General features: G+C 61.6%; 25 protein-coding genes and 1 tRNA gene. 14 read left to right on the top strand and 12 right to left on the bottom strand.

The annotated features are described in order from the left end of the window. Positions 1-4: 4 nt before the first annotated feature. The 3 genes from ATY80_RS08950 to ATY80_RS08940 form a co-directional block, all read right to left on the bottom strand. Positions 5-3,325, bottom strand: coding sequence for a transglutaminase family protein (locus tag ATY80_RS08950; RefSeq protein ID WP_088692088.1), 3,321 nt, complete (start codon positions 3,323-3,325; stop codon positions 5-7). 110 nt (positions 3,326-3,435) lie between these two features. After that, complete coding sequence (locus tag ATY80_RS08945; RefSeq protein ID WP_088692087.1) at positions 3,436-4,818, bottom strand: sensor histidine kinase; 1,383 nt, start codon at positions 4,816-4,818, stop codon at positions 3,436-3,438. After that, positions 4,815-5,492, bottom strand: a complete 678-nt coding sequence (locus ATY80_RS08940) for a response regulator transcription factor (protein ID WP_088692086.1) — start codon at positions 5,490-5,492, stop codon at positions 4,815-4,817. The genes ATY80_RS08945 and ATY80_RS08940 overlap by 4 nt, the downstream gene beginning before the upstream one ends. Positions 5,493-5,643: 151 nt before the next feature. On the opposite strand from ATY80_RS08940, the gene ATY80_RS08935 reads away from it, so the two are divergent. Further along, the gene (locus tag ATY80_RS08935; RefSeq protein ID WP_088692085.1) at positions 5,644-6,708 is read left to right on the top strand and encodes an ABC transporter substrate-binding protein; all 1,065 of its coding nucleotides are present in this window, start codon (positions 5,644-5,646) and stop codon (positions 6,706-6,708) included. A 12-nt stretch (positions 6,709-6,720) separates the two neighbouring features. Here the strand turns inward: ATY80_RS08935 and ATY80_RS08930 are convergent, their stop codons facing one another. After that, on the bottom strand, positions 6,721-6,909 hold the full coding sequence (locus ATY80_RS08930; protein ID WP_088692084.1) for a hypothetical protein: 189 nt from the start codon (positions 6,907-6,909) through the stop codon (positions 6,721-6,723). A 304-nt stretch (positions 6,910-7,213) separates the two neighbouring features. Between ATY80_RS08930 and ATY80_RS08925 the strand changes: the two genes are divergently transcribed. The 3 genes from ATY80_RS08925 to ATY80_RS08915 are packed head-to-tail and all read left to right on the top strand — an operon-like array spanning position 7,214 to position 10,176. Further along, positions 7,214-8,158 carry a tripartite tricarboxylate transporter substrate binding protein gene (locus tag ATY80_RS08925; protein WP_088692222.1) on the top strand — a complete coding sequence of 315 codons (945 nt, stop codon included), beginning with the start codon at positions 7,214-7,216 and terminating at the stop codon, positions 8,156-8,158. Beyond that, on the top strand, positions 8,155-8,646 hold the full coding sequence (locus ATY80_RS08920) for a tripartite tricarboxylate transporter TctB family protein (protein WP_088692083.1): 492 nt from the start codon (positions 8,155-8,157) through the stop codon (positions 8,644-8,646). Before ATY80_RS08925 ends, ATY80_RS08920 begins: the two co-directional genes overlap by 4 nt. A 12-nt stretch (positions 8,647-8,658) precedes the next feature. Then, positions 8,659-10,176, top strand: a complete 1,518-nt coding sequence (locus tag ATY80_RS08915; protein WP_088692082.1) for a tripartite tricarboxylate transporter permease — start codon at positions 8,659-8,661, stop codon at positions 10,174-10,176. Positions 10,177-10,311: 135 nt separating this feature from the next. Here the strand turns inward: ATY80_RS08915 and ATY80_RS08910 are convergent, their stop codons facing one another. After that, on the bottom strand, positions 10,312-10,842 hold the full coding sequence (locus ATY80_RS08910; RefSeq protein WP_189637112.1) for a GNAT family N-acetyltransferase: 531 nt from the start codon (positions 10,840-10,842) through the stop codon (positions 10,312-10,314). Positions 10,843-11,138: 296 nt separating this feature from the next. Between ATY80_RS08910 and ATY80_RS28885 the strand changes: the two genes are divergently transcribed. Further along, the gene (locus ATY80_RS28885; RefSeq protein WP_088692221.1) at positions 11,139-11,306 is read left to right on the top strand and encodes a hypothetical protein; all 168 of its coding nucleotides are present in this window, start codon (positions 11,139-11,141) and stop codon (positions 11,304-11,306) included. Positions 11,307-11,426: 120 nt separating this feature from the next. On the opposite strand, the gene ATY80_RS08900 is transcribed toward ATY80_RS28885, so the two are convergent. After that, positions 11,427-12,518: a DUF475 domain-containing protein gene (locus ATY80_RS08900; RefSeq protein WP_088692080.1), complete on the bottom strand. Its 1,092-nt coding sequence runs from the start codon at positions 12,516-12,518 to the stop codon at positions 11,427-11,429. A gap of 358 nt (positions 12,519-12,876) precedes the next feature. Here ATY80_RS08900 and ATY80_RS08895 point away from each other — a divergent pair, with 358 nt between their 5' ends. The 3 genes from ATY80_RS08895 (at position 12,877) to ATY80_RS08885 (ending at position 14,267) form a co-directional block, all read left to right on the top strand. Continuing rightward, positions 12,877-13,119 (top strand): hypothetical protein, encoded by a 243-nt coding sequence (locus ATY80_RS08895; protein WP_088692079.1) that lies wholly within the window; start codon positions 12,877-12,879, stop codon positions 13,117-13,119. Between the two features lie 50 nt (positions 13,120-13,169). Further along, positions 13,170-13,352 carry a hypothetical protein gene (locus ATY80_RS08890; protein WP_088692078.1) on the top strand — a complete coding sequence of 61 codons (183 nt, stop codon included), beginning with the start codon at positions 13,170-13,172 and terminating at the stop codon, positions 13,350-13,352. 219 nt (positions 13,353-13,571) lie between these two features. Next, a complete protein-coding gene (locus tag ATY80_RS08885; protein WP_088692220.1) occupies positions 13,572-14,267 on the top strand; it encodes a hypothetical protein in 696 nt (231 codons plus the stop codon). 27 nt (positions 14,268-14,294) lie between these two features. On the opposite strand, the gene ATY80_RS08880 is transcribed toward ATY80_RS08885, so the two are convergent. Further along, complete coding sequence (locus ATY80_RS08880; protein WP_088692077.1) at positions 14,295-14,774, bottom strand: hypothetical protein; 480 nt, start codon at positions 14,772-14,774, stop codon at positions 14,295-14,297. 272 nt (positions 14,775-15,046) lie between these two features. Here ATY80_RS08880 and ATY80_RS08875 point away from each other — a divergent pair, with 272 nt between their 5' ends. Together ATY80_RS08875 and ATY80_RS08870 are read left to right on the top strand one after the other, a co-directional pair. Beyond that, complete coding sequence (locus tag ATY80_RS08875; protein ID WP_088692076.1) at positions 15,047-15,268, top strand: hypothetical protein; 222 nt, start codon at positions 15,047-15,049, stop codon at positions 15,266-15,268. Between the two features lie 204 nt (positions 15,269-15,472). After that, the gene (locus ATY80_RS08870; protein WP_088692075.1) at positions 15,473-15,790 is read left to right on the top strand and encodes a hypothetical protein; all 318 of its coding nucleotides are present in this window, start codon (positions 15,473-15,475) and stop codon (positions 15,788-15,790) included. 116 nt (positions 15,791-15,906) lie between these two features. Here ATY80_RS08870 and ATY80_RS08865 read toward each other — a convergent pair. Further along, positions 15,907-15,981: transfer RNA gene (locus ATY80_RS08865), tRNA-Val, on the bottom strand. Between the two features lie 83 nt (positions 15,982-16,064). Next, positions 16,065-16,427, bottom strand: a complete 363-nt coding sequence (cpdR1, locus tag ATY80_RS08860) for a response regulator CpdR1 (RefSeq protein WP_007527565.1) — start codon at positions 16,425-16,427, stop codon at positions 16,065-16,067. A 187-nt stretch (positions 16,428-16,614) separates the two neighbouring features. On the opposite strand from cpdR1, the gene ATY80_RS08855 reads away from it, so the two are divergent. Both ATY80_RS08855 and hisN read left to right on the top strand, forming a co-directional pair. Next, a complete protein-coding gene (locus tag ATY80_RS08855; RefSeq protein WP_088692219.1) occupies positions 16,615-17,496 on the top strand; it encodes an N-formylglutamate amidohydrolase in 882 nt (293 codons plus the stop codon). A 246-nt stretch (positions 17,497-17,742) separates the two neighbouring features. Next, on the top strand, positions 17,743-18,516 hold the full coding sequence (gene hisN / locus ATY80_RS08850; protein ID WP_088692218.1) for a histidinol-phosphatase: 774 nt from the start codon (positions 17,743-17,745) through the stop codon (positions 18,514-18,516). 39 nt (positions 18,517-18,555) lie between these two features. Here hisN and ATY80_RS08845 read toward each other — a convergent pair whose 3' ends face one another. Beyond that, positions 18,556-19,530: an alpha/beta hydrolase gene (locus ATY80_RS08845; protein WP_088692074.1), complete on the bottom strand. Its 975-nt coding sequence runs from the start codon at positions 19,528-19,530 to the stop codon at positions 18,556-18,558. A gap of 538 nt (positions 19,531-20,068) precedes the next feature. Here ATY80_RS08845 and ATY80_RS08840 point away from each other — a divergent pair. Then, positions 20,069-20,536 carry an Hsp20 family protein gene (locus tag ATY80_RS08840; RefSeq protein WP_056821004.1) on the top strand — a complete coding sequence of 156 codons (468 nt, stop codon included), beginning with the start codon at positions 20,069-20,071 and terminating at the stop codon, positions 20,534-20,536. Positions 20,537-20,602: 66 nt separating this feature from the next. Here ATY80_RS08840 and ATY80_RS08835 read toward each other — a convergent pair whose 3' ends face one another. Beyond that, positions 20,603-21,607, bottom strand: coding sequence for a bile acid:sodium symporter family protein (locus ATY80_RS08835; RefSeq protein WP_088692073.1), 1,005 nt, complete (start codon positions 21,605-21,607; stop codon positions 20,603-20,605). Positions 21,608-21,699: 92 nt separating this feature from the next. Here ATY80_RS08835 and ATY80_RS08830 point away from each other — a divergent pair, with 92 nt between their 5' ends. Further along, positions 21,700-22,557, top strand: a complete 858-nt coding sequence (locus tag ATY80_RS08830; RefSeq protein WP_088692072.1) for a LysR substrate-binding domain-containing protein — start codon at positions 21,700-21,702, stop codon at positions 22,555-22,557. Positions 22,558-22,616: 59 nt separating this feature from the next. Here the strand turns inward: ATY80_RS08830 and ATY80_RS08825 are convergent, their stop codons facing one another. After that, complete coding sequence (locus tag ATY80_RS08825; protein ID WP_088692071.1) at positions 22,617-23,120, bottom strand: N-acetyltransferase; 504 nt, start codon at positions 23,118-23,120, stop codon at positions 22,617-22,619. Positions 23,121-23,349 lie beyond the last annotated feature (229 nt).

The following is a 23,349-nucleotide window of genomic DNA, read 5'->3' as shown; positions in this document are numbered from 1 at the left end:
ACGTCTAGATTCCCACCGGCCTGCGAAGATCGAGCGTCAGCGGGAATTCCGGCGAAGCTGTCTCCGTGCGCGGGATATAGCCGCCCGATGTATGCCCCCACGGCTCGAATCGCGCCAGACGCCTTGCTTCCGCTTCGTTACCATTGACCGGGAAGGTGTCATAGTTACGCCCGCCCGGATGGGCAACATGATAGATGCAGCCGCCGATCGAACGCTTCGACCATGTATCATAAATGTCGAAGGTCAGCGGCGTGTTGACCGGCAGAAGCGGGTGCAATCCCGACGCCGGCTGCCATGCCTTGAAGCGGACGCCGGCGACCGAGACGCCCGCCGTTCCCGTCGGCGTCAACGGCACGGTGCGGCCGTTGCAGGTGACGGTGTAGCGGGAGGCGTTACTGGTCTCGAGCCGCACCTGCAGGCGCTCGACGGAGCTGTCGACATAGCGCACGGTGCCGCCGATCGCACCTTCTTCGCCCATGACGTTCCAGGGTTCCAGCGCCTGGCGAAGCTCCAGCTTGGAGCCCTCGTATTCGACTTCGCCGCAGAAGGGGAAGCGGAATTCGAGCTGCGCCTTGAACCATTCCGGGCTGAGGCCGAAGCCGTTCTGCTTGAGATCGGCGAGCACGTCGAGGAAGTCGTGCCAGACGAAGTGCGGCAGCATGAAACGGTCGTGCAGGGTCGTGCCCCAGCGCACGAAGCGGCCGTCGGCCGGGTTCTGCCAGAAGCGGGCGATGAGGGCGCGGACCAGCAATTGCTGGGCGAGCGACATGCGCGAATTCGGCGGCATCTCGAAGCCGCGGAACTCGACAAGTCCCAAGCGACCGGTCGGGCCGTCGGGCGAGAACAGCTTGTCGATGCAAATCTCGGCGCGGTGGGTGTTGCCGGTGACGTCGATCAGGAGATTGCGGAACAGGCGGTCGGTGATCCACGGCAGCGGTGTTAGGCCCCGGCCCGGTGCGGGGATCTGGGCGAGCGCCGTTTCCAGCTCGTAGAGGCTGTCGTGGCGAGCCTCGTCGATGCGTGGCGCCTGGCTGGTCGGGCCGATGAACATGCCTGAAAACATGTAGGAGAGCGACGGATGGCGCTGCCAGTGCAGCACCAGGCTCTTCAACAGATCGGGACGGCGCAGGAACGGGCTGTCGCCGGGATTGGCGCCGCCGACGACCACGTGGTTGCCGCCGCCAGTGCCGGTGTGGCGCCCGTCGATCATGAACTTGTCGGCGCCGAGCCGCGACTGGCGCGCCTCTTCGTAGACAGCCGTGGTGATCGCGACGCAGTCCTGCCAGTTGGAGGCGGGATGGATGTTGACCTCGATGACGCCGGGGTCGGGGGCGACGCGGATGACGTTGATGCGCTCGTCCTGCGGCGGCGAATAGCCTTCGATATGGACGGGCAGGCCGAGTTCGGCGGCGGCGTTTTCGGCCGCCGCGATCAGCTCGAGATAATCCTCGATGCGCTCGACCGGGGGCATGAAGACGCAAAGCCGGCCGTCGCGCGGCTCGACCGAGATTGCGGTGCGCACGGCGCCGCCGATTTCGCCAATGGTCTGCTCGACGCGGTCCTGGCCGGTCTCGTCGCGGTGGCGCGAGGCTTCCGGCATGGCGCGGCCTGATGGCACGAAGACATCGGGCAGGGGCCTGCGCGGGATGGAGGGGTCGGCCGGGTGGATATAGGGAAAGCGCGCCGGCGGCACGTAGGGCAGGGTGCCGAGCGGCAGGCGGTAGCCGACGGGACTGTCGCCGGGCACGAGGAAGATCTTGCCGCGGCGGGTCTTCCACCGCTCGCTGACCCAGCGCTTGCCGGATGCCCTGGCGTTCCAGGCCTGGACGGGGAGGATATAGCCTGTTGGTACCGTCAGGCCGCGTTCGAAGACGCGGGCGATGCGGCTGCGCTCTTCCGGGTCCTTCAGCTTCGAGTTCGAGGGATCGACATTATCTGGCAGGCTTCCTTCCTTGAGGATCCATTCGGCCGGATCCTCATAGGCGGGCAGCACCATGTCCGTTTCGATCGCCAGTTCCCGGGCGATGGCATTCAACAGGTTGGCAGCATCGTCGGCCTTTACGCCGGTGTCCTTGCCCTCATCGGCGATCAGATCCGGATTCCGCCAGATCGGCTTGCCGTCCTTGCGCCAGTACAGCGAGAAGGTCCAGCGCGGCAGGCTTTCGCCCGGATACCACTTGCCCTGACCGTAATGCAGGAAGCCGCCGGGCGCGAAGCGTTCGCGTAGCTTACGGATCAGCACGTCGGCCTTCTCGCGCTTGGTCGGGCCGACGGCTGCGGTGTTCCACTCCTCGGATTCGAAGTCGTCGATGGAGACGAAGGTCGGCTCGCCGCCCATGGTGAGCCTGACATCCTCGGCCTCAAGGATGCGGTCGACCTTGAGGCCGAGTTCGTTGAGCTCGTGCCAGCTGTCATCGGAAAAAGGCTTGGTGATGCGCGGGTGCTCCGCGACGCGCGCGACCTTCATGTCGAAGGCGAATTCGGTGTTGGCGTGGCCGTAGAGGGCGCCGGAGATGGGGGCGGCGTTGCGATGGTGCGGGGTGGCGGCGAGCGGGATGTGGCTTTCGCCGGTCAATAGGCCGGAGGTCGGGTCGAGGCCGATCCAGCCGGCGCCGGGGATATAGACCTCGCACCAGGCGTGGAGGTCGGTGAAATCGACCTCGGTGCCGGAGGGACCGTCGAGCGCTTTCAGATCGGGCGTCAACTGGATGAGATAGCCGGAGACGAAGCGGGCGGCGAAGCCGAGATTGCGGAGGATCTCGACCAGCAGCCAGCTCGAATCGCGACAGGAGCCGAGCGCCAGCTTCAGCGTCTCTTCCGGCGTCTGCACGCCGGGCTCCATGCGGATGACGTACTCGACGTCGTTCTTCAGCCGGGCATTGAGACCGACGATGAAATCGGTGGTGCGCATCGGGGTGCGGTCTATGCCTGAGAGATAGGCTGCCAGCGCCGGCTCCACCAGCTGCGGCAGCATGTAGATCTTCAGGTCGTCCCTGATCTCCTCGGGATAGGAGAAGGGCCACATTTCGGCGCTCTCCTCGATGAAGAAATCGAAGGGATTGTAGACCGTCATGTCGGCGACGAGATCGACCTCGATCTTGAACTCGGTCACCGGGTCGGGGAAGACGTAGCGGGCAAGGTAATTGCCGTAGGGATCCTGCTGCAGGTTCACGAAATGGTTCGACGGCGAGACCTTCAGCGAATGGCTGATCACCCGCGTCTTCGAATGCGAAGCGGGCTTGAGGCGGATGATCTGGGGTCCGAGGCGGACCGGCTTGTCGTATTTGTAATGCGTCAGATGATAGATGCTGGCTTTGATCGACATGTATTGCCTTGTCCGCTGCCGTATCGTTGACGGCATTTGCTGTTCCCGGGTGGCAGTGTGTGCAATGCAGCGAAAGAATGCAAGGCGGTTTGGCCAAGCCGGCTAAGCCTTTACGCAACCTTCGTAAAGGTCACGGAGGCTTTGAGGCCTCTACCGTCCATGCCGGGCTCCAGCGTCAGCGCCGCGTTGAAGAGACCAGCGATCTCTTCGACAATCGGCAGGCCGAGCCCGGCCCCCGGCGCACCCGAATCGCTGCCGCGTGAAAAGCGTCGCCGCACGGCGGCCAGCTTCTCCGCTGGAATGCCCGGCCCATTGTCCTCGACTTCGAGGCGGACGGCCTCATCCGTTTCAGCTATCCGCACCGTCACCTCCGCACCCTTGCCGGCATAGGCGATGGCGTTTCCGGCAAGGTTGCGCAACAGCTCGCCGATCAGCAGCGGCTCGGCGCGGATGAAGGCAGGGCGGTTGCCTTCGAAACCGAGATCGATGCCCGCCTCGGCGGCCGCCGGGATGAGCTCCCCGGTGATGTCCTGGGCGATGGCCGTCAGGTCGATCGAGGAGGCGGTCAGCGCCTCCTTCGCTGTTGCCGCATCGATCTTCGCCATCAGTAGCAATTGCGCGAGAATGCGTTCGGCATGGGCGACGGCCTGATCACCCTTCAGGGCGGAGCCCTGCGCTTCTGCCAGTGTGTCTGATCGGGCCGACAGCGCGAGCTGCGTGCGGATGATCGCAAGCGGCGTGCGCAGCTGGTGGCTGGCGTTGCCGGTGAAGTTGCGAAGCGCATCCAGCGCCGATTCCAGACGCACCATGAAGCCGTTCACCGTATCGACCAGCGGTTGGACCTCGCTTGGCACGGATTGTTCGATCGGGTGGAGGTCGTCGGGGCTCCGCTCGCCGATCGCATCGCGCAGCTTGTAGAGCGGGCGGAGGGCCACGGTGACCGAGATCCAGACAATGACGGCGGCGCCCGCGATCATGAAGGAGAGGCGGAGTGCGGAGCGGAAGAGGATGGCGCGGGCCAGTTGGCGGCGGGCAATCGTAGTCTCCGCGACGGTGACGGCGAAGGGGACCGAGCGGATGCCGGTCGAGGCTGAGCGTTTCAGTGTCGCCACCCGGATCGGTTCGCCGCGAAAGGTGTCGTCGGCAAAGGCGGCGGTGTCGCCGACGGTTTCCGCAAGCACGGGCAGCGCCTGGTAGCCGGTGATGAATTTCCCCGGCGGTCCGTCGACGCGATAGAAGACCCGGTCCTGCGCGGCCGAGGTCAGCATTTCAAGCGCCACATAGGGGATATCGACCTCGAGCGTGCCGTCTTCGGCCACGACGACGCGTTCGGCGATGGCGAGCGCCGAGCCTGCCAGCACGCGGTCCGAGACGATGTTGGAGGTCTGCACGGCTTCCCGATAGGTGTCCGCGAGCGCGACCATGCCGATGATGGCAGTCGAGATCAGCAGCCAGAACAGGAGCCTTCGTCGGAGCGAATAGGCCGTCGTCATGAGGCCTCGGGCAGCTTGTCGAGATAGTAGCCGATGCCGCGCGCGGTCTTCACCGTCAGGCCGTAGGGCGACAGGCGTTTTCTGAGGCGGCTGACATACTGCTCGATGGCATTGGCCGAAATGTCGTCGTCGAAGGCCGTCAGCGACTGGATGATTGCCTCCTTGGCGACGACCTTGCCGGCGCGCATGAAGAGGATTTCCAGAAGGCCAAGCTCGCGGGCGGGGATGTCGAGCGGCGTCGAGCCTGCGGAGAAAGCGCGTGAATTGAGATCGAGCGAGAGGCCGCCGAAACTGACAGTCGCCGAATGCAGCCCGGCCTGGCGGCGCAGGAGGACGCGCACGCGCGCCTCGAACTCAGAAATGTCAAAGGGCTTGATGAGGTAGTCATCGGCGCCGAGATCAAGGCCCTTCACCCGCTCCTCTGGTGCGCCGCGCGCCGTCAGGATGAGGACGGCCGATTGGTTCTGCCGGCCCCGCATGCCGCGCAGCACTTCGAGGCCGTCCATCTCCGGCAGGTTCAGGTCGAGCACGACGAGATCGAAATTCTCAGCCGCCGTCACAGCATTGGCCGAGGCACCGTCATGCACGACGTCAACGGCATGGCCGGTGCCGCGCAGGATCGCCGAAAGCCCGTCGGCCAGCGCGATATTGTCCTCCACCAGTAGAATGCGCACGGATGTTCCCTTGATTTTTGAAAAGGATACAGGGCGGTGAGGCCGATGTCATAGCGATTTTTCGGTTTGGCAGCGTACCAGCCGCTGTGGCCGGAAACGGGACTGGCGCGCTCGACTTGCTGGATCGCGGCTGCTGGTGCATTGTCGTGCAATGAGGAGTGTTCTTTTCCTGTTGGTGTCTCTCTGTCCCGCATTGGCGACAGCGGACGAGGTGTTTTATCCTGCGCGTTCCGGCAGTGCCGAAGCTCCGACGCTGGTTGTCTATTCATCGCTCGATGAGCCCCTGGCACAGCCGATGATCCGCGGATTTCAGAAGGCCAATCCCGATGTGGCGGTCAAGTACGAGGACATGCTGACCGGGGAAATCTACGACCGCATCGTGCGCGAGACCGATGCCGGCAAGCGCACCGCCGATTTCGCCTTTTCCTCGGCGATGGACCTGCAGGTGAAGCTCTCCAACGACGGTTACGCGCAGGTCAGCAACCTGCCGATGAGCGCCCGCTGGCCGAAATGGGCCAACTGGCGCAATACCGCCTATGCACTGACCTTCGAGCCGGCGGTTTTCGTCTATCACAGGCCGAGTTTCGTGAAGGAGCCGCCGCCGAGTTCGCGCGCCGAATTCGTCGATTACCTCAAGCGCAAGGGCGATGCGGTCCATGGCCGGATCGGCACCTACGACATCGAACGTTCCGGCGTCGGCTTCCTGTTCATGGCGCGTGACCAGGAGCAGTTCGGGGATATCTGGTCCGTCATCGGCGCCATGGGCGCAGCCGGGGTCAAGCTCTATTCGACCAGCTCGGCCATTCTGGAGCGCGTGTCCGACGGCCGTTTCGTTCTCGGCTACAACATCCTCGGCTCCTATGCCGCCGATTGGGCCAAACGCCAGCCGGATGTGGGGATTGTCCTGCCAAAGGACTATACCGTCGTGATGTCGCGCATTGGCCTCGTGCCGCAGGCGGCGGGCGAGCCGGAACTCGGGCGCCGCTACCTCTCCTTCTTCATGTCGAAGGAGGGGCAGACGATCATGGCGCGCGAGCTGCAAATTCCGGCTGTCAGCCCTGAGGTCGCCGGTGAGAACACAGCCAACACGATGCAGGAGCTGCTGGGCGCGCAATTGCGGCCGGTCCCCGTCAGCCCCGGACTGATGGTCTACCTGGATCAGGTGAAGCGCGCGAGGTTGATCGCGCACTGGAACGAGGTCCTGCGGACACAATAAAAATCGTGGTAGTTACCGGAAAAGGCAGGGCCGCTGGGCGTTCGACAGCAATTCCTGCTTCGTCGCGAACGATCCGAAAAGCACGAGGAGCCGCTTCTCCTCCTTCTTGTCCAACCGGTGGCGACGCGCAAATTCACGCACGCTCCACACTTGTCGTAAGCCCTCATGTTCGATTTGCTTGGTATCGATGTGAGAACTCATGGCCCAATCCTCCTTATCTCGCTAAACGCGGCGATGGCAGACAAGTTCCCGCAGCGGTCGAAGTTTTTCGCCGAGTGCAATTGCGGCAAAAAAGTGTCCTTCGGGGTGGATACTCCGCGGATGTCAGCTAAATGACAGCTTATCGTGGTCCGCTTTGTAGAACTTCAGCTCCGTGGAGGCGGAGAGGTGAAGTTTCGGGAAGAGCTTGCCGGCCATACCGGACCTATGTCCGTCTGCGGTGTTCTTCCCGATTCCATCGAGAACAATGCGCGGTTTCTCAGCCGTGCCCACGGAGGACACACTCGTGAAGCATACTCTTCTTGCAAGCATTTTCGCGGCCGCGATCGCGTTGCCGGCCTATGCCGCCGACTACACCATCATGGCGCCGGCCGCTCCTGGCGGCGGTTGGGATCAGACTGCTCGCTCGCTGCAGACCGTCATGCAGAAGGAAGGCATCTCAGGCAACATTCAGGTTCAGAACGTTCCAGGCGCCGGCGGCACCATTGGTCTCGCCCAGTTTGCCGGTCAGAACAGCGGCAACCCTAACGCACTGATCGTTGGCGGCTATGTCATGGTCGGCGCGATCCTGACGAACCAGTCGCCGGTTACCCTCAAAGACGTCACGCCGATCGCCCGTCTCACGGGCGAATACGAGGCGATCGTCGTTCCGGCTTCATCCGACATCAAGACGATGGCCGATCTCGTCGCAAAGCTGAAGCAGGATCCGGGTGCCGTTTCCTGGGGTGGCGGCTCGGCCGGCGGCACCGACCACATCGCGGTCGGCCTGATCGCGAAGGCAGCCGGGGTCGATCCGACGAAGATCAACTATGTTGCTTTTTCCGGCGGCGGCGAAGCACTGGCTGCCATTCTCGGCGGACAGGTGACGGCGGGCATTTCTGGTTACGGCGAGTTTGAATCGCAGGTCAAAGCCGGCCAGCTGCGCCTGCTTGCCGTGTCAAGCGATCACCGCATCGAGGGCGTCGATGCGCCGACGCTGAAGGAATCCGGACTCGATGTCGCCGTGCAGAACTGGCGTATGGTGGCTGCCGCTCCAGGGCTTTCGGCCGAACAGACCGCAGCGATCACCGCTGACTTCGACAAGGTCTCGAAGTCCGCCGGCTGGCAGGAAGTCCTGAAGACCAAGGGTTGGGCCGATACCTACCTCGCCGGCGACGCCTTCAAGGCGCAGCTCGAAAAGGATGTTGCTGCGACTGAAGGCATCCTCAAAGAGATCGGACTTGTTAAATGAGCGAGGGTAACGAACCCCTGGCAACGAAGCGCCGCCCCGACTGGGCGGCGCTGATCATTGCCCTCTGTCTTTTCGCCGTGGCCGCGGTCATGCTCTGGGACGTTTCTCACATGAAGGCGGTCGCGCAATACGCGCGCATCGGTCCTGCGACCGTTCCGACGGCGGTTGCGCTCGGCCTGATCGCACTTGGGATCTGGACGGCGTTCGAAGCCTGGCATGGCGATTTTCCCGAACGTGAGCATCAGGAAATCGCGCCGGTCATATGGGTCGTCGCCGGCCTTGCAGGGCAAATGCTGCTCCTGAAGACGGCCGGCTTTTCGATTGCCACCGGCGTTCTCTTCGCACTCACGGCGCGTGGCTTCGGACTGCGCAAGCTTTGGCTATCGTTGCCTGCCGGTATCGCCCTCAGCTTCGTCGTCTGGGTCATCTTCTCGCAGCTTCTGCAGCTCTTGTTGCCTGCCGGTCTGCTGGAGAGGCTCTTCTTCTAGGAACGAATGCCCATGAACACTTTCGAACTCCTCCTTCAGGGCGTCCTGGTCGCCATGCAGCCGATGAACCTGCTTTACGCGTTGATCGGCGTAACGCTTGGAACGGCCGTCGGCGTTCTACCGGGCATCGGTCCGGCGCTGACGGTCGCACTCCTGCTGCCGGTCACCTACAAGCTCGATCCGGGCGGATCGCTCATCATGTTCGCCGGCATCTACTATGGCGGAATGTATGGTGGTTCGACGACCTCGATCCTTCTCAACACGCCGGGCGAGAGCTCCTCGATCGTTACCGCATTGGAGGGCAACAAGATGGCCCGGGCGGGCAGGGGCGGTCCCGCGCTAGCGACAGCGGCGATCGGCTCGTTCGTGGCGGGTCTCATCGCCACGCTCGGACTGGCCTTCATCGCCCCCTATATCGTCAAACTCGCTCTCGTCTTTGGCCCCCGCGAGTATTTTGCACTGATGATTCTTGCCTTCGTCACGGTTTCCTCTGCTTTCGGGGACTCGGCGCTGAGGGGGCTCACCTCGCTCTTCATCGGCTTTGCGCTTGCAATGATCGGTATCGACCTGCAGACCGGCCAGGCGCGTCTTTCCTTCGGCGTTCCGGATCTGCTCGACGGTGTCGAGGTCACGACGCTGGCGGTTGCGATGTTTGCTATTGGCGAGACACTCTATATTGCCGCTCAGGGCAATCGGGGCGAGGAGACCGTCGAGGCGGTCAAGGGTTCGTTGTGGATGACGGCACAGGACTGGGCGCGTTCCTGGAAAGCGTGGCTGCGTGGCACCCTCATTGGTTTCCCGATCGGTGCAATGCCGGCCGGCGGCGCAGAGATCGGAACATTCCTCTCCTATGCCACCGAGAAACGGCTGAGCAAGAATCCCGAGGAATTCGGCCGTGGCGCGATTGAGGGTGTGGCCGGTCCAGAGGCCGCGAACAACGCATCGGCTGCCGGTACGCTCGTTCCGCTCCTGACACTCGGCCTGCCGACTTCGGCAACGGCGGCGATCATGCTCGCCGGCTTCCAACAATACGGTCTGCAGCCCGGCCCCCTGTTATTTGCGAACAACCCACAGATCGTCTGGGGCCTGATTGCCAGCCTGCTGATCGCCAATGCGATGCTCCTGGTGCTCAACCTGCCGCTGATCGGTCTCTGGGTGCGCCTGCTGACGATCCCGAAGCCATGGCTCTATGCCGGCATCCTGCTGTTTGCGACGCTCGGCACGATCGGCGCCAACCCCTCGGTGTTCGAACTCGGCATGCTGCTCGCCTTCGGTGTCCTCGGCTACATCATGCGGCTTTTCGGCTATCCGATCGCGCCCGCGGTCGTCGGCCTCATCCTTGGCCCACTGGCCGAGCAGCAGCTGCGCCGCGCACTTGCGATCAGCCAGGGTGATGTGACGACGCTGGTGATGTCGCCGATCGCTGCCGGCCTGCTGATTGTTGCCGCCGCCGCCTTCATCATTCCGCTGATCCTGCGGTTGCGCGGGCGCGGCGAGGTTCTGTCGCAGCTTGCGGCAAACGAGGATTAAAAGAAAAAGACTGCCCCGAACCCCTCAATTGCGGCCGGCGATGGACACATCGCCGGCCTTTTCGTTCAGGCCCGCGAGACGCTCCGGTGGCGGACACGGCACCACATCAGGCGTCTTGCTCGCGTAGTTGTGCCGTTAGGTGTCGAGACCCTCGACCAGGTCTATCGCCATCACGAGGTCGGTCTGGACGTCCTGACCGACGGTAAATGCCGTGTTACCGGTCACTGCGAATCCGGCTCTTTTGTAAAACGCGATCGCCCGGGCGTTTTGCTCGAATACAGTCAACTCCAAACGGGTTTCGCCGCGTTGCCTAGCCTCGCTCAGAACCGTCTCCAAGAGCTCGGTCGCCAATCCACGGCCTCTCCAACCGGCGTGGACATAAATGCGATTGAGAAAGGCCGACCGATGATCGACCGAGTCGAAAATGACGTGCGCGTATCCGATGATGCGGTCATCAAATGTCGCCAGAAACACCGCGGCGGAGGGATCGCTGATCTCCGCGGCCTGATGTCCGACGCTGAAATTCCTCTCGATATGAGCGTCGATGTCGGGCGCCGTTGTGTCTTTATAGTAGGTATCGCGAAATAGGTGCGCCGCAAATTGCGCCAAGGCTTCGGCCTCCGATAACTCGGCACGTCTGATCACGAACGGTTCTGTCAACAGCATATCCTCCAATCCTTGTGATCACGCCACGGCTCCGTACTGTGGCTCGTTTTGCTGAGTTCATACGGTAGCGCTTGCGTGATCGCCAAGTAGGCGCTCTCAAATATCGGGAAGCATGATCGGAACATGCATTTCCAGACCCCGCCCGAGTGCGCAGACGCCGCTCGTGGGTGGCTGCCTGTCGTGCGTCTATTCTGATCTCGTGTTTTTGCATGGCAGGGCTGAAGTTCCATCGCTTGTCGCAACGCATGGGGAAGCGCACATATGAGCAGTCAATCATAAAGCAAAGCGAGAAAGAAATGTCCTTCCGTAAGTCCATCCGCGATGGTTTCCTTGGCCGCGCCTTTGCGATGATCAGTGCTGCGAATGCTGCGAGCGTCGCTGTCGAAGCTGGCCGCCGCCCGAAGGCACGCGATCTGCGCGAGCTCGGTATCGATCCGAGCATGTTCGGTAGAATCAACCACTAAACGCCTAGGCGCGGTTTTGGCGATCCGCGATCGCCGGATACGAAACAGCCCGCAACCGGATGGTCGCGGGCTTTATTTTTGCCGTGATGAAGCAGCATCGGTCGATGCGGCTTGCAGGGATCAGGCGTGCAGTTCCTTGTGCGCCTCGGCGCGCTCTTGCGCCTGCTCCTTCCTGTTGTAGCGGATGGAAGACCAGAGCGAGATGCCGATCAGGGCCGCGCCGCCAAGGCCGGTGATGACCTCGGGAATATGGTACATGGTCTGCACGTACATGATCACCGAGAGGATCAGGATCGCGTAGAAGGCGCCGTGCTCGAGGTAGCGGTATTCGGCAAGCGTTCCCTTTTCGACAAGCATGATCGTCATCGAGCGCACGTACATGGCGCCGATGCCGAGGCCGATGGCGATGACGAAGAGGTTCTGCGTCAGCGCGAAGGCACCGATGACGCCGTCGAAGGAGAAGCTGGCATCCAGCACTTCCAGATAGATGAAGGCACCGAGACCGCCCTTGGCAGCAGCGCTCATCGTCTGCTGCGAAGCATCGAGCAGACCGCCGATCACCTCAACCGCCAGGAAGGTCAGAAGGCCATAGATGGCGCAATGCACGAAGGTCGTGGCTTCTTCTTCGCCGAGGAACGACGAGAACACCAGGACCAGCGCCAGAACGAAGGCGATCTCGATGCCCTTGATCGTGGCCGAGCGGGCCATCAGCTTTTCAAGCCCTGATATCCAGTGGACGTCCTTCTCGTGATTGAAGAAGTAGTTGAGGCCGACCATCATCAGAAACGTGCCGCCGAAGGCTGCGATCGGCAGATGGGCGTCGTTCATGATGCGGGCGTATTCCGCAGGTTCCCGGGCCGCGAGCACCAGTGCTTCCAATGGGCCGATTTTGGCGGCGATCGCGACGATCGCCAACGGGAAGACGATACGCATGCCGAAGACGGCAATGACGATGCCCCAGGTCAGGAAGCGATGCTGCCAGACCGGCGTCATTTCCTTGAGCTTGTTGGCATTGACGATGGCATTGTCGAAAGAGAGTGAGATTTCCAGCACGGCAAGTACCGTGCAGATGAAGAAGACGGTCGCCATGCCGCCGATCGTGCCTGTCGTCTGCCAGCCGAGGGCTGCGCCCAGGATCAGGCCGAGGATGGTGACTATGAAAGCCCAGCGGAAATAGCTGAGCGTCGGTTTTTGCTGGGAACTGTTGGTCATGGCTGCACCTCGCAGCCACGAACGGTTTCGAACAGAGAATATGTGCGTGAAAAACGCGGCATACCACAAAGGGCATGCGCGTGAGGCATGGTGAGCTTTTTCATCGATGAAAAATCCGCCGGCTTAAGCTGCAGGCGGTACCGACATCACGAGAGCGCCGTAAAAACTCTCGCCAGAGGGGCCCGGCACCAGGTTGACCCATCGGCCGATGTCCGAGGCCGATGGATAGAGCGAAGGTAGTGAACTTACCACGCCAGTCAAGATCGACGCGGCGCGCTCTGTTGTTTTCTTGGGAACTATCCGGCGTCGCCATCGTTACACCTTCACCCGTCATATGCGCATGAACAGGAGGCCGACGATGCACCCCTCGACCCACATCCCCGACAAACGCACGGAAAAGTCCGACCGTATGAAGCGGGCGCGTCCCAACCGAATGCAGAAGGCGCAGGTGCTGCCGCCGCATCACGTCGACCTGACGCTGCCGCATGGCGTTTTTGAAGACGTTCACGTTCCCGCTCATGTCACTGGCGGCGATCTTTCGAAAGGCGGGCCGAAGCCGGCCGCGGAAGACGATTCCACGCTTGCCAAGCCACGTCGTTGATCTGCCGCCACTGCAATCCACTTCATATTCGCGACAATCGGTGAGAAAAGATGAAAGCAGTTTTGGTGCCGCACGACATTGCCATCAAGCACGAGATCGAATGGCAGGCGCTTCGCGCCGCCGCTGATACACAGGTCGACCCGGAAAGAAGCGAGATCGCAGCTTCGCCGAGCTCTCGTTGCGCCTCGCCAATGCGCTCTTCGTCGGAGAGGACCTCGCCGGCTCGCGCCTGACACCTGCGCCCTGACACCTGCGCTATGGCTGGCTGCCCGACGATCGATGAGAACCGGCATCGGGGCAGCGCCGGTCCCGTCCTGCCCATGCTGGATTTCCAGGAAGATGGTCGACCTCTTTCGAACATGCCTTGCCGCAGCCGCGCCAAAATGCTTGGTCGCCAACGTTTCGGAAAGGATTACCCGGCGATAATCGGCGCATTCAGGGGAATCGGACAGATGGCAAAGACCGCGACACGCCGCCGCAAATCATCAGCACGATCGAAGGCAAGAGGAGGCGGAAGCGCGCTCCCCTGGACAATCATCGGTGTTCTCGCCGTTGGCGGTATTGCGCTATACGACAACTGGAAAAGCGTGAAACCGATGCTGGCGGCGCATGCGCCAGTAGCGACATTCGCTCGGCCGGCCACGGTCGCACGGAACGAACCCGAGCGCGACACCAGCCCCCGGCAGACCGCTTCGATAACCGCGGCACGCCTGACGCCGCCTGCTGCCGTGCCCATTCCGGCCAAGGCACCCGTCGTCCCGGAGAAGCCTGTACCTGTTTCCGTCTCGCCTGCGCAGGAACAGACCGGCAAGGCTGCGTTTGGCTATTGCGGGCAGGGAGAGCATATCAACTGCGTCGCCGATGGAGACACGTTCTGGTACAAGGGCGAGAAGATCGCCATTGCCGACGTCGTGACGCCAGGTATCGAGACGGCTCGCTGCGACAATGAGAAACGGCTGGGCTTTGCTGCCAAGCTGCGGCTCCTGAGCATTTTGAACGCCGGATCCTTCTCGTTGAACCCGGCTGGGCAGCCCGGAAAGGCAGGCGCCCCGCATGTCGTGTCGCGGGACGGTCGGTCGATCGGTGTGCAGATGATCAACGAGGGCTTGGCCCGCAAACCGGGCGCGAGTGGCGCCTGGTGTGCCTGAGCCTAACCTAAAACAACAAACGGTCGCCTATTTCTGCTTCGGCGCCTTGCCGTTGGTGCGGAAGCTGCCCGTAAAGGCCGTGTCCTTGCTTTCGGCCGTGCATTCGATGTCAACCGGCTTGCCGCCGTACGGGTTGCCCATCGTGCAGGTGCCGGCAACCTTTACCTGACCTGTCAGCTTCTGGCCGACGCCGGTCACCACGAGGTTGAGCGGCATGCGGGCGTTGCCGTTCGAAGCAGGCTTGATGGCCGTGCCATCGCCTTGAAAGCCCAGCATCTTGCCGCCCGAGGTGAAGATGAAGGTGACTTGGCCATTCACAAGTGTCACGCTTGCAAGTTCGCTTTCACAACCCTTCGTCGCGTCGACCTTGCCGACGACGAGCTTGGCGCATTTGCCGGCGAGCGTCAGGGCACCGGGGGCGCCGGGGAAATTCTGCGACGCCGCATCTGCTGTCGTGGTCAGTGTCGCCGCGAGCAGCGAAGCGGTGGCCAAAGTTGCCAGTCTCATGTCTTTACCTCGTAGTGCGTGTCTCAGCAGTGCTGTTGTCGGTAGCGACTTGCCATTGTTCTGTGTTCGAAATTGGTCGATAGGCTCGACTTTCCATTCTGGCAATTGGCGGAAAACCAGAATGATGGCCGGCGAGATCCAAGTGCCCGTCGTACTCCATACGGGCGTCCCCTGCATGCGGTGATATGACGCTTGGGCAAAGTGATCGCGAGCGATAGCTAAACTCTCGTCTGGCAGCGAGATTGCCAGTCTAGCTAAGATGGAGGAATGCGATGATCAGGAAAATCGCTCTGAGTGTTGCTATCCTGGCCTTCGGCGTCGCTCCGGCGCTTGCCGCAAGCAGCCACTATTATGTGGAGCATGCTCCGAACAGCAGCAAATGCAGCATCGTTTCGAAGCGTCCTGACGGCAAGGCCGCGATGGCTGTCGGTAGCGCCTACAAGACAAAAGCGCTCGCCGAGGCGGCCATGAAGTCCGCACCAGCGTGCATGTAATATGGCTCACCCGGCCCCACTGAACGAAGCGCCCGCTGGTTTGGCGGGCGCTCTGCATATGGGGACATCGGACTGTTTTGGCATGTCGCGGGTCACCTACGACCTCGCAACCGGCCGCACGCTTGACGGTACCAGTTGCTTTGTCCGGTTCGCCGAAAGCGAGTATAGTTGTTTTCCCGCCATGCTCATGCCGGGGAGGGTGAGATGGGCTGCATTCAGGTCGTCGTTCATGCTTCGCTGTTGGCCGTAACGCTCGTGCTGCCATCGACGGCACTTTCTGCGGGTGCCTTGAACGTCGATGCGCGCGCTTACACCTGTAGCCAAATCTCGCAGATCATCCGCCAGAACAAGAAGGTGTTCGTCCGCTCCGGCTTCGGCGGCAGCAGCTTCCGCTATCCGCCTGCCAAATGCGGCCTGGGCTATGCGCGCACCACCGCCAGTTTCCGGGACAAGACCGGCAAGCAATGTGTCCTCGACTACGCCTGCACGTACGACGGCGGATCGTTTTACAACAACCCCTAGCGTCAGATGCCGGAGCCCGGGGACGCGGCGATGCGTTGTCGCCGCACGCGCGAAATAGTGTTCGAGCCGGAAACGAAAAAGGCTTAGCGATTTCTCGCTAAGCCTTTGAATTCGAATGGTGGGCGTGACAAGGATCGAACTTGTGACCCCTACGATGTCAACGTAGTGCTCTCCCGCTGAGCTACACGCCCATCCGATGGCGGCGCATAGACCACAAACCGTTTTTGTCGTCAATAGACTTTTTTCGGTTTTGTGACATGCACTGCCGGAAGCCTTACGCGGCAAGCATTTTGTTCACTTCCTCAACGAGGTCGCGGAGGTGGAAAGGCTTGGAAAGAACCTTCGCATCCTTCGGCGCCTTCGAATCAGGGTTCAGAGCGACAGCTGCGAATCCGGTGATGAACATCACTTTCAGGTCCGGATCGAGTTCGGTCGCGCGGCGCGCCAGTTCGATTCCGTCCATTTCGGGCATGACGATATCGGTCAGGAGTAGCGAGAAGGGTTCTTCGCGAAGCCTGTCATAGGCGCTGGCACCGTTGTCGTAAGAGAGGACCTTGTAGCCTGCCTTTTCAAGCGCCTTCACGAGGAAGCGGCGCATGTCGTTGTCGTCTTCTGCAAGAAGTATCTTCTGAGTCATTATCCAGACCGCTAATCAGTAATTTATGCGTGGGGCTCCAGCCAATTACACTAGAAGTCGGCCAGTAAACAACCGGTGAAGAGGCTGTCTGGGCCGTCATCCCCATGAGATAGTATGGACTTGCGGTGCGGCAACTGGCAACATGGGCGAAGCAGTCGCCTCCTGGCATGGTAAAAAGGGAAAAAGGGTGCACGAAATCCCCGAATACGCACTTTTCGAGATCCGGGAGCCTTTGTCGCACGCCATTCCATTCGTCTACAACTCGCCGCACAGCGGGCGCATCTATCCGCCCGAATTCATCGCCCAGTCGCGGCTCGAAGGCGTTTCCATCCGTCGTTCCGAGGACCACTATGTCGATGAGCTGTTTGCCGATGCGAGCGCGCTCGGGGCGCCGCTCCTGCTCGCCAACTTTCCGCGCGCCTACCTGGATGTGAACCGTGAGCCCTACGAACTCGATCCGCGCATGTTCGACGGTCTGCTACCGCCCTACGCCAACATCAATTCGCTGCGCGTCGCAGGCGGCCTCGGTACCATTCCCCGTATCGTTGCCGAGAACATGGAGATCTACGCCCGTCGGCTGTCGGTGCAGGAAGGGCTCGATCGCATCGAGGCCGTCTATAAGCCGTATCATGCGGCGCTGCGGCGGCTGATCGCACGCACGCATGTCCAGTTCGGCTTCGGTGTACTGATCGACTGCCACTCCATGCCGGGCAATGTCCGCGTCGCAGGCACCAATGCGCGGCCGGATTTCATTATCGGCGATCGCTATGGCACCAGCGCTTCGGCCGAGCTGTCGCGGGCGGCCGTCGCCATCTTCGAGGAAATGGGCTTCACGGCGATCCGCAACAAGCCCTATGCCGGCGGCTTCATCACCGAGCACTACGGCCGGCCGTCACGCGGGCTTCATGCGCTGCAGATAGAAGTCAACCGGTCGATTTATGTCGACGAAATCACGCTGGAGAAGCGCGCCGACTTTGCCCTGGTCGCCGGAGCGATCACTGCCTTTATGCGTCAGATGGCGATCTATGTGGCGCAGTTTGCGACCGACTCTGCCCTGGCTGCCGAGTAAGTCTTCCGAGATGGCTTAAAAAAAGACCGCCTCACGGCGGTCTAAGTCTAGGGAGGAAACACCCAAGGAGGGTATTTACAGTCAAAAGACTGTGAGCAAACGCTACTATTGCGGTGCACAATTGTCAATCAATATTTTGCGGTGCAAAAATATTGTGCAGCCGGCTAAAAGCTGCTGCTCTCGTTTGCAACTGACCGCAATTCCGCTATGAAAAGCGCCACTCGCGCGCCACCGATGGATTTCACCATGCTTCCTGATCGCTCGTTCTTCAATCGCCTGGCGGAGGCCGCCAAGGCCGAGACGTTACCGCGTTTCCGGTCCGGGCTTGACGTGACCAACAAGCTGTCGAGCGGCTTTGACCCAGTCACCGAAGGCGACAGGGCTGCGGAAGTCGCCATTCGTGCGCTGATCGAGGAGCATTTCCCGGAGCACGGCATTCTTGGTGAAGAGCACGGCGATGTCGGCCTCGACCGCGAATATGTTTGGGTGATCGACCCAATCGATGGTACGCGCGCCTTTATCTCCGGTGTTCCTGTCTGGGGAACGCTGATCGGTCTGCAGCGCGACGGTAGAGCCATCATGGGAATGATCGAGCAGCCCTTTACCGGGGAACGCTACTTCGCGGATCCGAATGGTTCCATCTATAGCGGCCCAGAGGGCGAGCGCCGGCTGCAGGTCCGCGATTGCGGCGCTCTGGCAAACGCCATTCTCTTCACCACCTCACCGCATCTCTTTACCGGCGCCGAGATGGAGAAATACCGGGAAGTCGAAAGCCAGGTAAGACTCTTCCGGTATGGCACGGATTGCTACGCCTATGCGCTGCTCGCTGCCGGTCACGTCGACCTAGTGATCGAAAACAGCCTGAAGCCGTATGATGTCGGCGGCATCATTCCCGTCATCGAGAATGCCGGCGGGATCATCACGACCTGGGATGGCGGGCGCCCGGAAAACGGCGGCTCGATCATTGCAGCGGGAAGCCGCGCCGTCTACGAACAGGCGATGGCCATTCTCAATCGATAGTATCCGACGGCATTTGCCACGGTCTCTTGGAGGGCCGGGCTAGGTGCCAAATCCTTCGACTTCCTCGACGGCCTCGGCGTCACTGCCGGGGACGAAGGCGTGAAAGGCCGCGAGCGCTGCCTTGCGGTAGACATCGCGCTCCTGCAGCACTTCATGCCGCGCACCATTGATCGGCACGAACTGAGCGGCGCGGAAGTAGCGTGAGATACGCTCCTGCGCGATATAGGGCACGATGGCGTCGCGGGTCGGTGCGATGACGACCGTCGGTATGGTGATCGAAAACAGATGACTGGGGGAGGTCACGCGATCGATCGTCCGGAAGGAGTCGTGCAGCCAGCGCGCGGTCGGGGGACCAAGGGTCAGTTCCGGGTGAGCCGCTGCTACGGCGACGTTGCGCTCGAACCGCGTCTCGTCCGATGTCAGCGGATTGTCGCGGAACGGCAGCTCTTTAAGCCGGCGCGTTAGCGGAAACGAGCCGAGACCGAGCGAACAGGCGACCCCGGCGAGGGCACGGATCGTGCCTTCCGACGCTGCCTGACCCGAGAGGCCGATAAAGGGGGCGGTCAGGACCATTCGCTCGATGCGCGTCGAGAGGTACGGGGCAGCCGACATTGCGATCAGCGCGCCGGTCGAATGCGCGAGAATGAAGAATGGCAGACGGGTATCCGGCAACACGATCTTCTCGAGGAATGTGTCGAGGTCGTGCTCGTAGTCGACGAAGCGCCGGACGTGGCCATACTGGCCCCACTTCAGAAGCCGGTCGGAGCCGCCCTGGCCACGCAGATCGAAGGTCGCGACCCAGAGGCCCTTGGCCGTCAGGTCACGGATCGTCTCGAAATACTTCTCGATGTATTCGTTTCGACCCTGGAGGAGCACGACGGTGCCCTTCGCCACCGGCGCATCGGCGCGGAAGACGGCATAGCGCAGCCGATGGCCGTCATGCGTCTCGAAGAAGCCTTCGGTGCGGTTTTCGGGTGCTGGATTATCGGGGGTCGAAAAAAGGACCTGTTCCATGGTCGATCGATCGTGTCCTTCGCGGATTCGCCTTCAGAGTAAAGCGGATAGGCGATCGCCGTGTCAAATCAAAGAAAAAAGCTTGCTTGGCGCTTCGCCCCTGGTGCCGATGCTCGATCCGTTCGGGGGTGCCTGCGACCAGATCAACGCACGCGCCAAAGTGTTGTCGGCCTGACAAGCTGCGGGATCTCGTCTTCGAGCTCGCCATAAAAAAGACCGGCATGCGGAACTTGAGGGGTTCTGCGATGCCGGCCGGAGATCGGGCTGAAGACGAAGGGACGATACACTCCAGCCATCGGGCCAGTGTCACCCGATGGCATGATTCCTAATCCCCCGCTCATGAATGACTTCCGAACCAGCTGTTCATATGCGGTTCACGCGACGTGAGTTCGCTTCTGCGTAGCTCTTGAACTGCGCAAAAATCATCCCCATCTCATTCTTGCAGGCGCCAAACGGGCCTGCCGAACCGTCCCGAAACTGCCGATTGAGGGGTTTCAGGGGCAATTATCGCAACACGTCGCTTCCTCAGGAGGACATCATGCGTCACGTAGACTTCTCTCCCCTCTATCGTTCCACTGTCGGTTTCGACCGCCTCTTCACCATGCTCGACAGCCTCGGTCAGCCTGACCAGGGCCAGACTTATCCGCCCTACAACATCGAGCGCACCGGCGAAAACACCTATCGCATCACCATGGCCGTTGCCGGTTTCGATGAGACCGAAATCTCCATCGAAGCACAGGCCCACGCTCTCACCGTCAAGGGTGAAAAGAGCGAAGAGAAAGCTGATGGTAGCGAGTTCCTCTATCGCGGCATCGCCAAGCGCGCCTTCGAGCGGCGCTTCCAGCTTGCCGACCATGTCGAGGTTACCGCCGCTTCGCTGAAGAATGGTCTGCTCCACATCGACCTGCTTCGCAGCATTCCGGAAGCCATGAAGCCGCGCAAGATCGCGATTGCGGCTGAGCCGGTCAGCGCGCCGAAGGCCATCGAGGCGCAAATCACCAACTAATCGGTCCTCCCAAGACCCAAAATGCCGGCGGCGCTCGTTCGAGCGCCGCCTTTTTATTGTCCGGTGTCAGGCCGGGCTTGCCGCTTCTTCGGCTTCCTCTTCCGTGATGTGGTGCGCCGTCTTCGCCGCATATTTCTGCGCGATTACGGCGCAGATCATGAGCTGGATCTGATGGAACAACATGAGCGGCAACACGATTGCGCCGACCGATTGCCCGGCGAAAATGACGTTCGCCATCGGTGCGCCGCTGGCCAGGCTCTTCTTCGAGCCGCAGAAGGTGATGGTGATCTCGTCGGCCTTGTTGAAGCCCAGTAGACGGCTGCCGTACATCGTGACGCACAGGACGAGAGCAAGCAAAGCCATGTCGGCGACGATGACGGCTGCAATGTCGCCGATCGAGAATGTATGCCACAGCCCCTCAACGACCGCCTTGCTGAAGGCCAGATAGACGACCATGAGGATCGAGCCGCGGTCGACCGGCATCAGCAATGTCTTTTTGGCGCGGATCCAGCCGCCGATCCATGGTTGCAACACCTGACCGACGATGAAGGGCAGCAGCAGCTGCAGCAGGATCTGGCCGAGCACGTCCCATGAGAAGCCGCCATGGCCGCCGACGGAGAAGAGCAGTCCGACGAGCAGCGGCGTCAGAAACATGCCGAAGATGTTCGATGCCGATGCCGAGCAGATCGCAGCCGGTACGTTGCCACCTGCCATGGAGGTGAAGGCGATCGAGGATTGCACCGTCGAAGGCAGGACGCAGAGATAAAGGATGCCGAGATAGAGGGGTTTCGGCAGGATCCATTCGGGCACAAGACCGAGGCCCAGGCCGAGGATGGGAAAAAGACCGAAGGTCGTCAGCAGGATTGCGAGATGCAGCCGCCAGTGAAGCAGGCCGGCGATCACGACGTCACGTGACAGGCGGGCGCCGTGCAGGAAGAAGAGCAGGGCGATCGCCAGGTTCGTCGCTATCCCGAAATAGCCCGCAAAGGTGCCCTTGGCCGGCAGCAGTGAGGCGAGGATGACCGTGCAGGCAAGCAGGATCGTGAACGTATCGGGCAGAAAGCGGCGCATGGCTTTACTCATCGGATCGGTGGATCATTGGTATTTCTTCCATTATGATACAGGATGCAAGGAATAACAGTCATCACGCTTCGGGATAGGTTATGCTTGACCTTACACAATTGCGCAGCTTCGTGGCCGTCGAGCAGATGGGAAGCTTCACGCTGGCCGCCGAGCGGCTGGGCCTTGGCCAATCGACCGTCAGCCAGCACATCCAGCGGCTGGAAGGTGCGGTCGGCCGACGATTGCTGGCGCGAGATACCCATAAGGTGGTGCTGACGACGGACGGCGAAGCACTGCTCGGCCACGCGCGGGCGATGCTGGCGATCGAAGCACAGGTGCAGTCGCAATTCAAAGGGCAGAACCTGCGCGGCAATCTGCGGCTCGGCGTCTCGGAGGATTTCGTGACCAGCCAGCTTCCGGCGGTGCTCGAGGATTTCGTTCGTTCGCACCCCTCCGTCGATCTGGAGCTGACGGTGGCGCTATCCGGAACGCTCTACGAGATGCAGGACAATGGCGAGATCGACCTTGTGCTGGCAAAGCGTCGGCTGGGCGACGCGCGTGGCCGGCTGGTCTACCGCGAGCCGCTCGTCTGGCTGGCGCGGGACCCGGATCATGTGCTGAGCAGCGGGCCGCTGCCACTGATTGCCTTCCCGCCACCGAGCATTACGCGCAGTATTTCCCTCGAGGCGCTGGGCCGAAGCCAGATCGCCTGGCGGATCGTCTGTACCTGCGGCAGCCTCAGCGGGCTGACCGCGGCCGCGCGGGCCGGCATGGGCGTGCTGGTGCAACCGCGCAGCATGGCGCCATCGGGCCTGAAAGAGATTGGGCGCGATAGGCTTCCTCTCCTCGAAGACGTGGAATTCGTGCTTGTGCCACGCAAGGGCGCCGATCAGGCGCTGGTATCGGCACTGTCGGAAGACATTCTCGGCAAGGTGCGACGCCTTGGTACCAGCGGGTGAGGCATGAGGGGCGACGTCGGATGACGATCACTTCCGGGAGGCGCGACGTGGTCGCCCGGCTATTCCGTGGCGTTGAAGCCGTCGTGATAATTGACTTTGCCGGTCGGCAGCGGGCCACCATCGAACCTTAGCAGCATGAAATATTCTGCGGGCGCGCCGTCAAAGATCAGGGCATCGTCGTTTTCGAAACCGAAACGCTTGTAGTAGCCGGGATCGCCGAGAACAACGCAGCCACGGGCTCCGATATCGGTCAGTCGCGACAGACCGTCGCGAATGAGTTTGCTGCCGATGCCCTCGTTCTGGCGGTCGGGCCACACCGAAACCGGACCAAGTCCGTACCAGCCCTGGTCGCCGCCATCGATAGTGACCGGCGAGAAGGCGACATGCCCGATGACGTCGCCGTCCTCCACGGCGACGAGCGAAATTGTCAAAGCGTTAGCTTCGCGCAGCGCGGCGACGATTTCCGCCTCTGTCTGGCTGCTGTATGCCTTCGGCGCGAAGGCCGCCTTGGTGAGCTGGCGGATTGCCGCGACGTCGCTCGGCTGTTCGGGACGGATTTCCATCGGCGTCTCTCTCGTCGTCTTCCGGTATCAAGGCATGGCCCGTGATAGCGCGACCTCGGCGTAGTGGCCAGCAGATCGGCAATCAATCATGGTCCCATCACGCAATAACGCTTCGTTGCCGCGCAATGCATTCCCTGCCCCGCCCAAAAGTTAATGGCCTGCTTACCATCTTAAGGTGCCCTCAACCTTGTCACTTAGGCATCTGGTTAGGTTCGGGGCCTAGTCTCCG

Source organism: Rhizobium sp. R711 (assembly GCF_002211365.1).
In the GTDB taxonomy this organism is placed as follows: domain Bacteria; phylum Pseudomonadota; class Alphaproteobacteria; order Rhizobiales; family Rhizobiaceae; genus Rhizobium.
The sequence above is the reverse complement of the archived record's forward strand: the minus strand, read 5'-3'. Positions and strand labels throughout refer to the sequence as shown.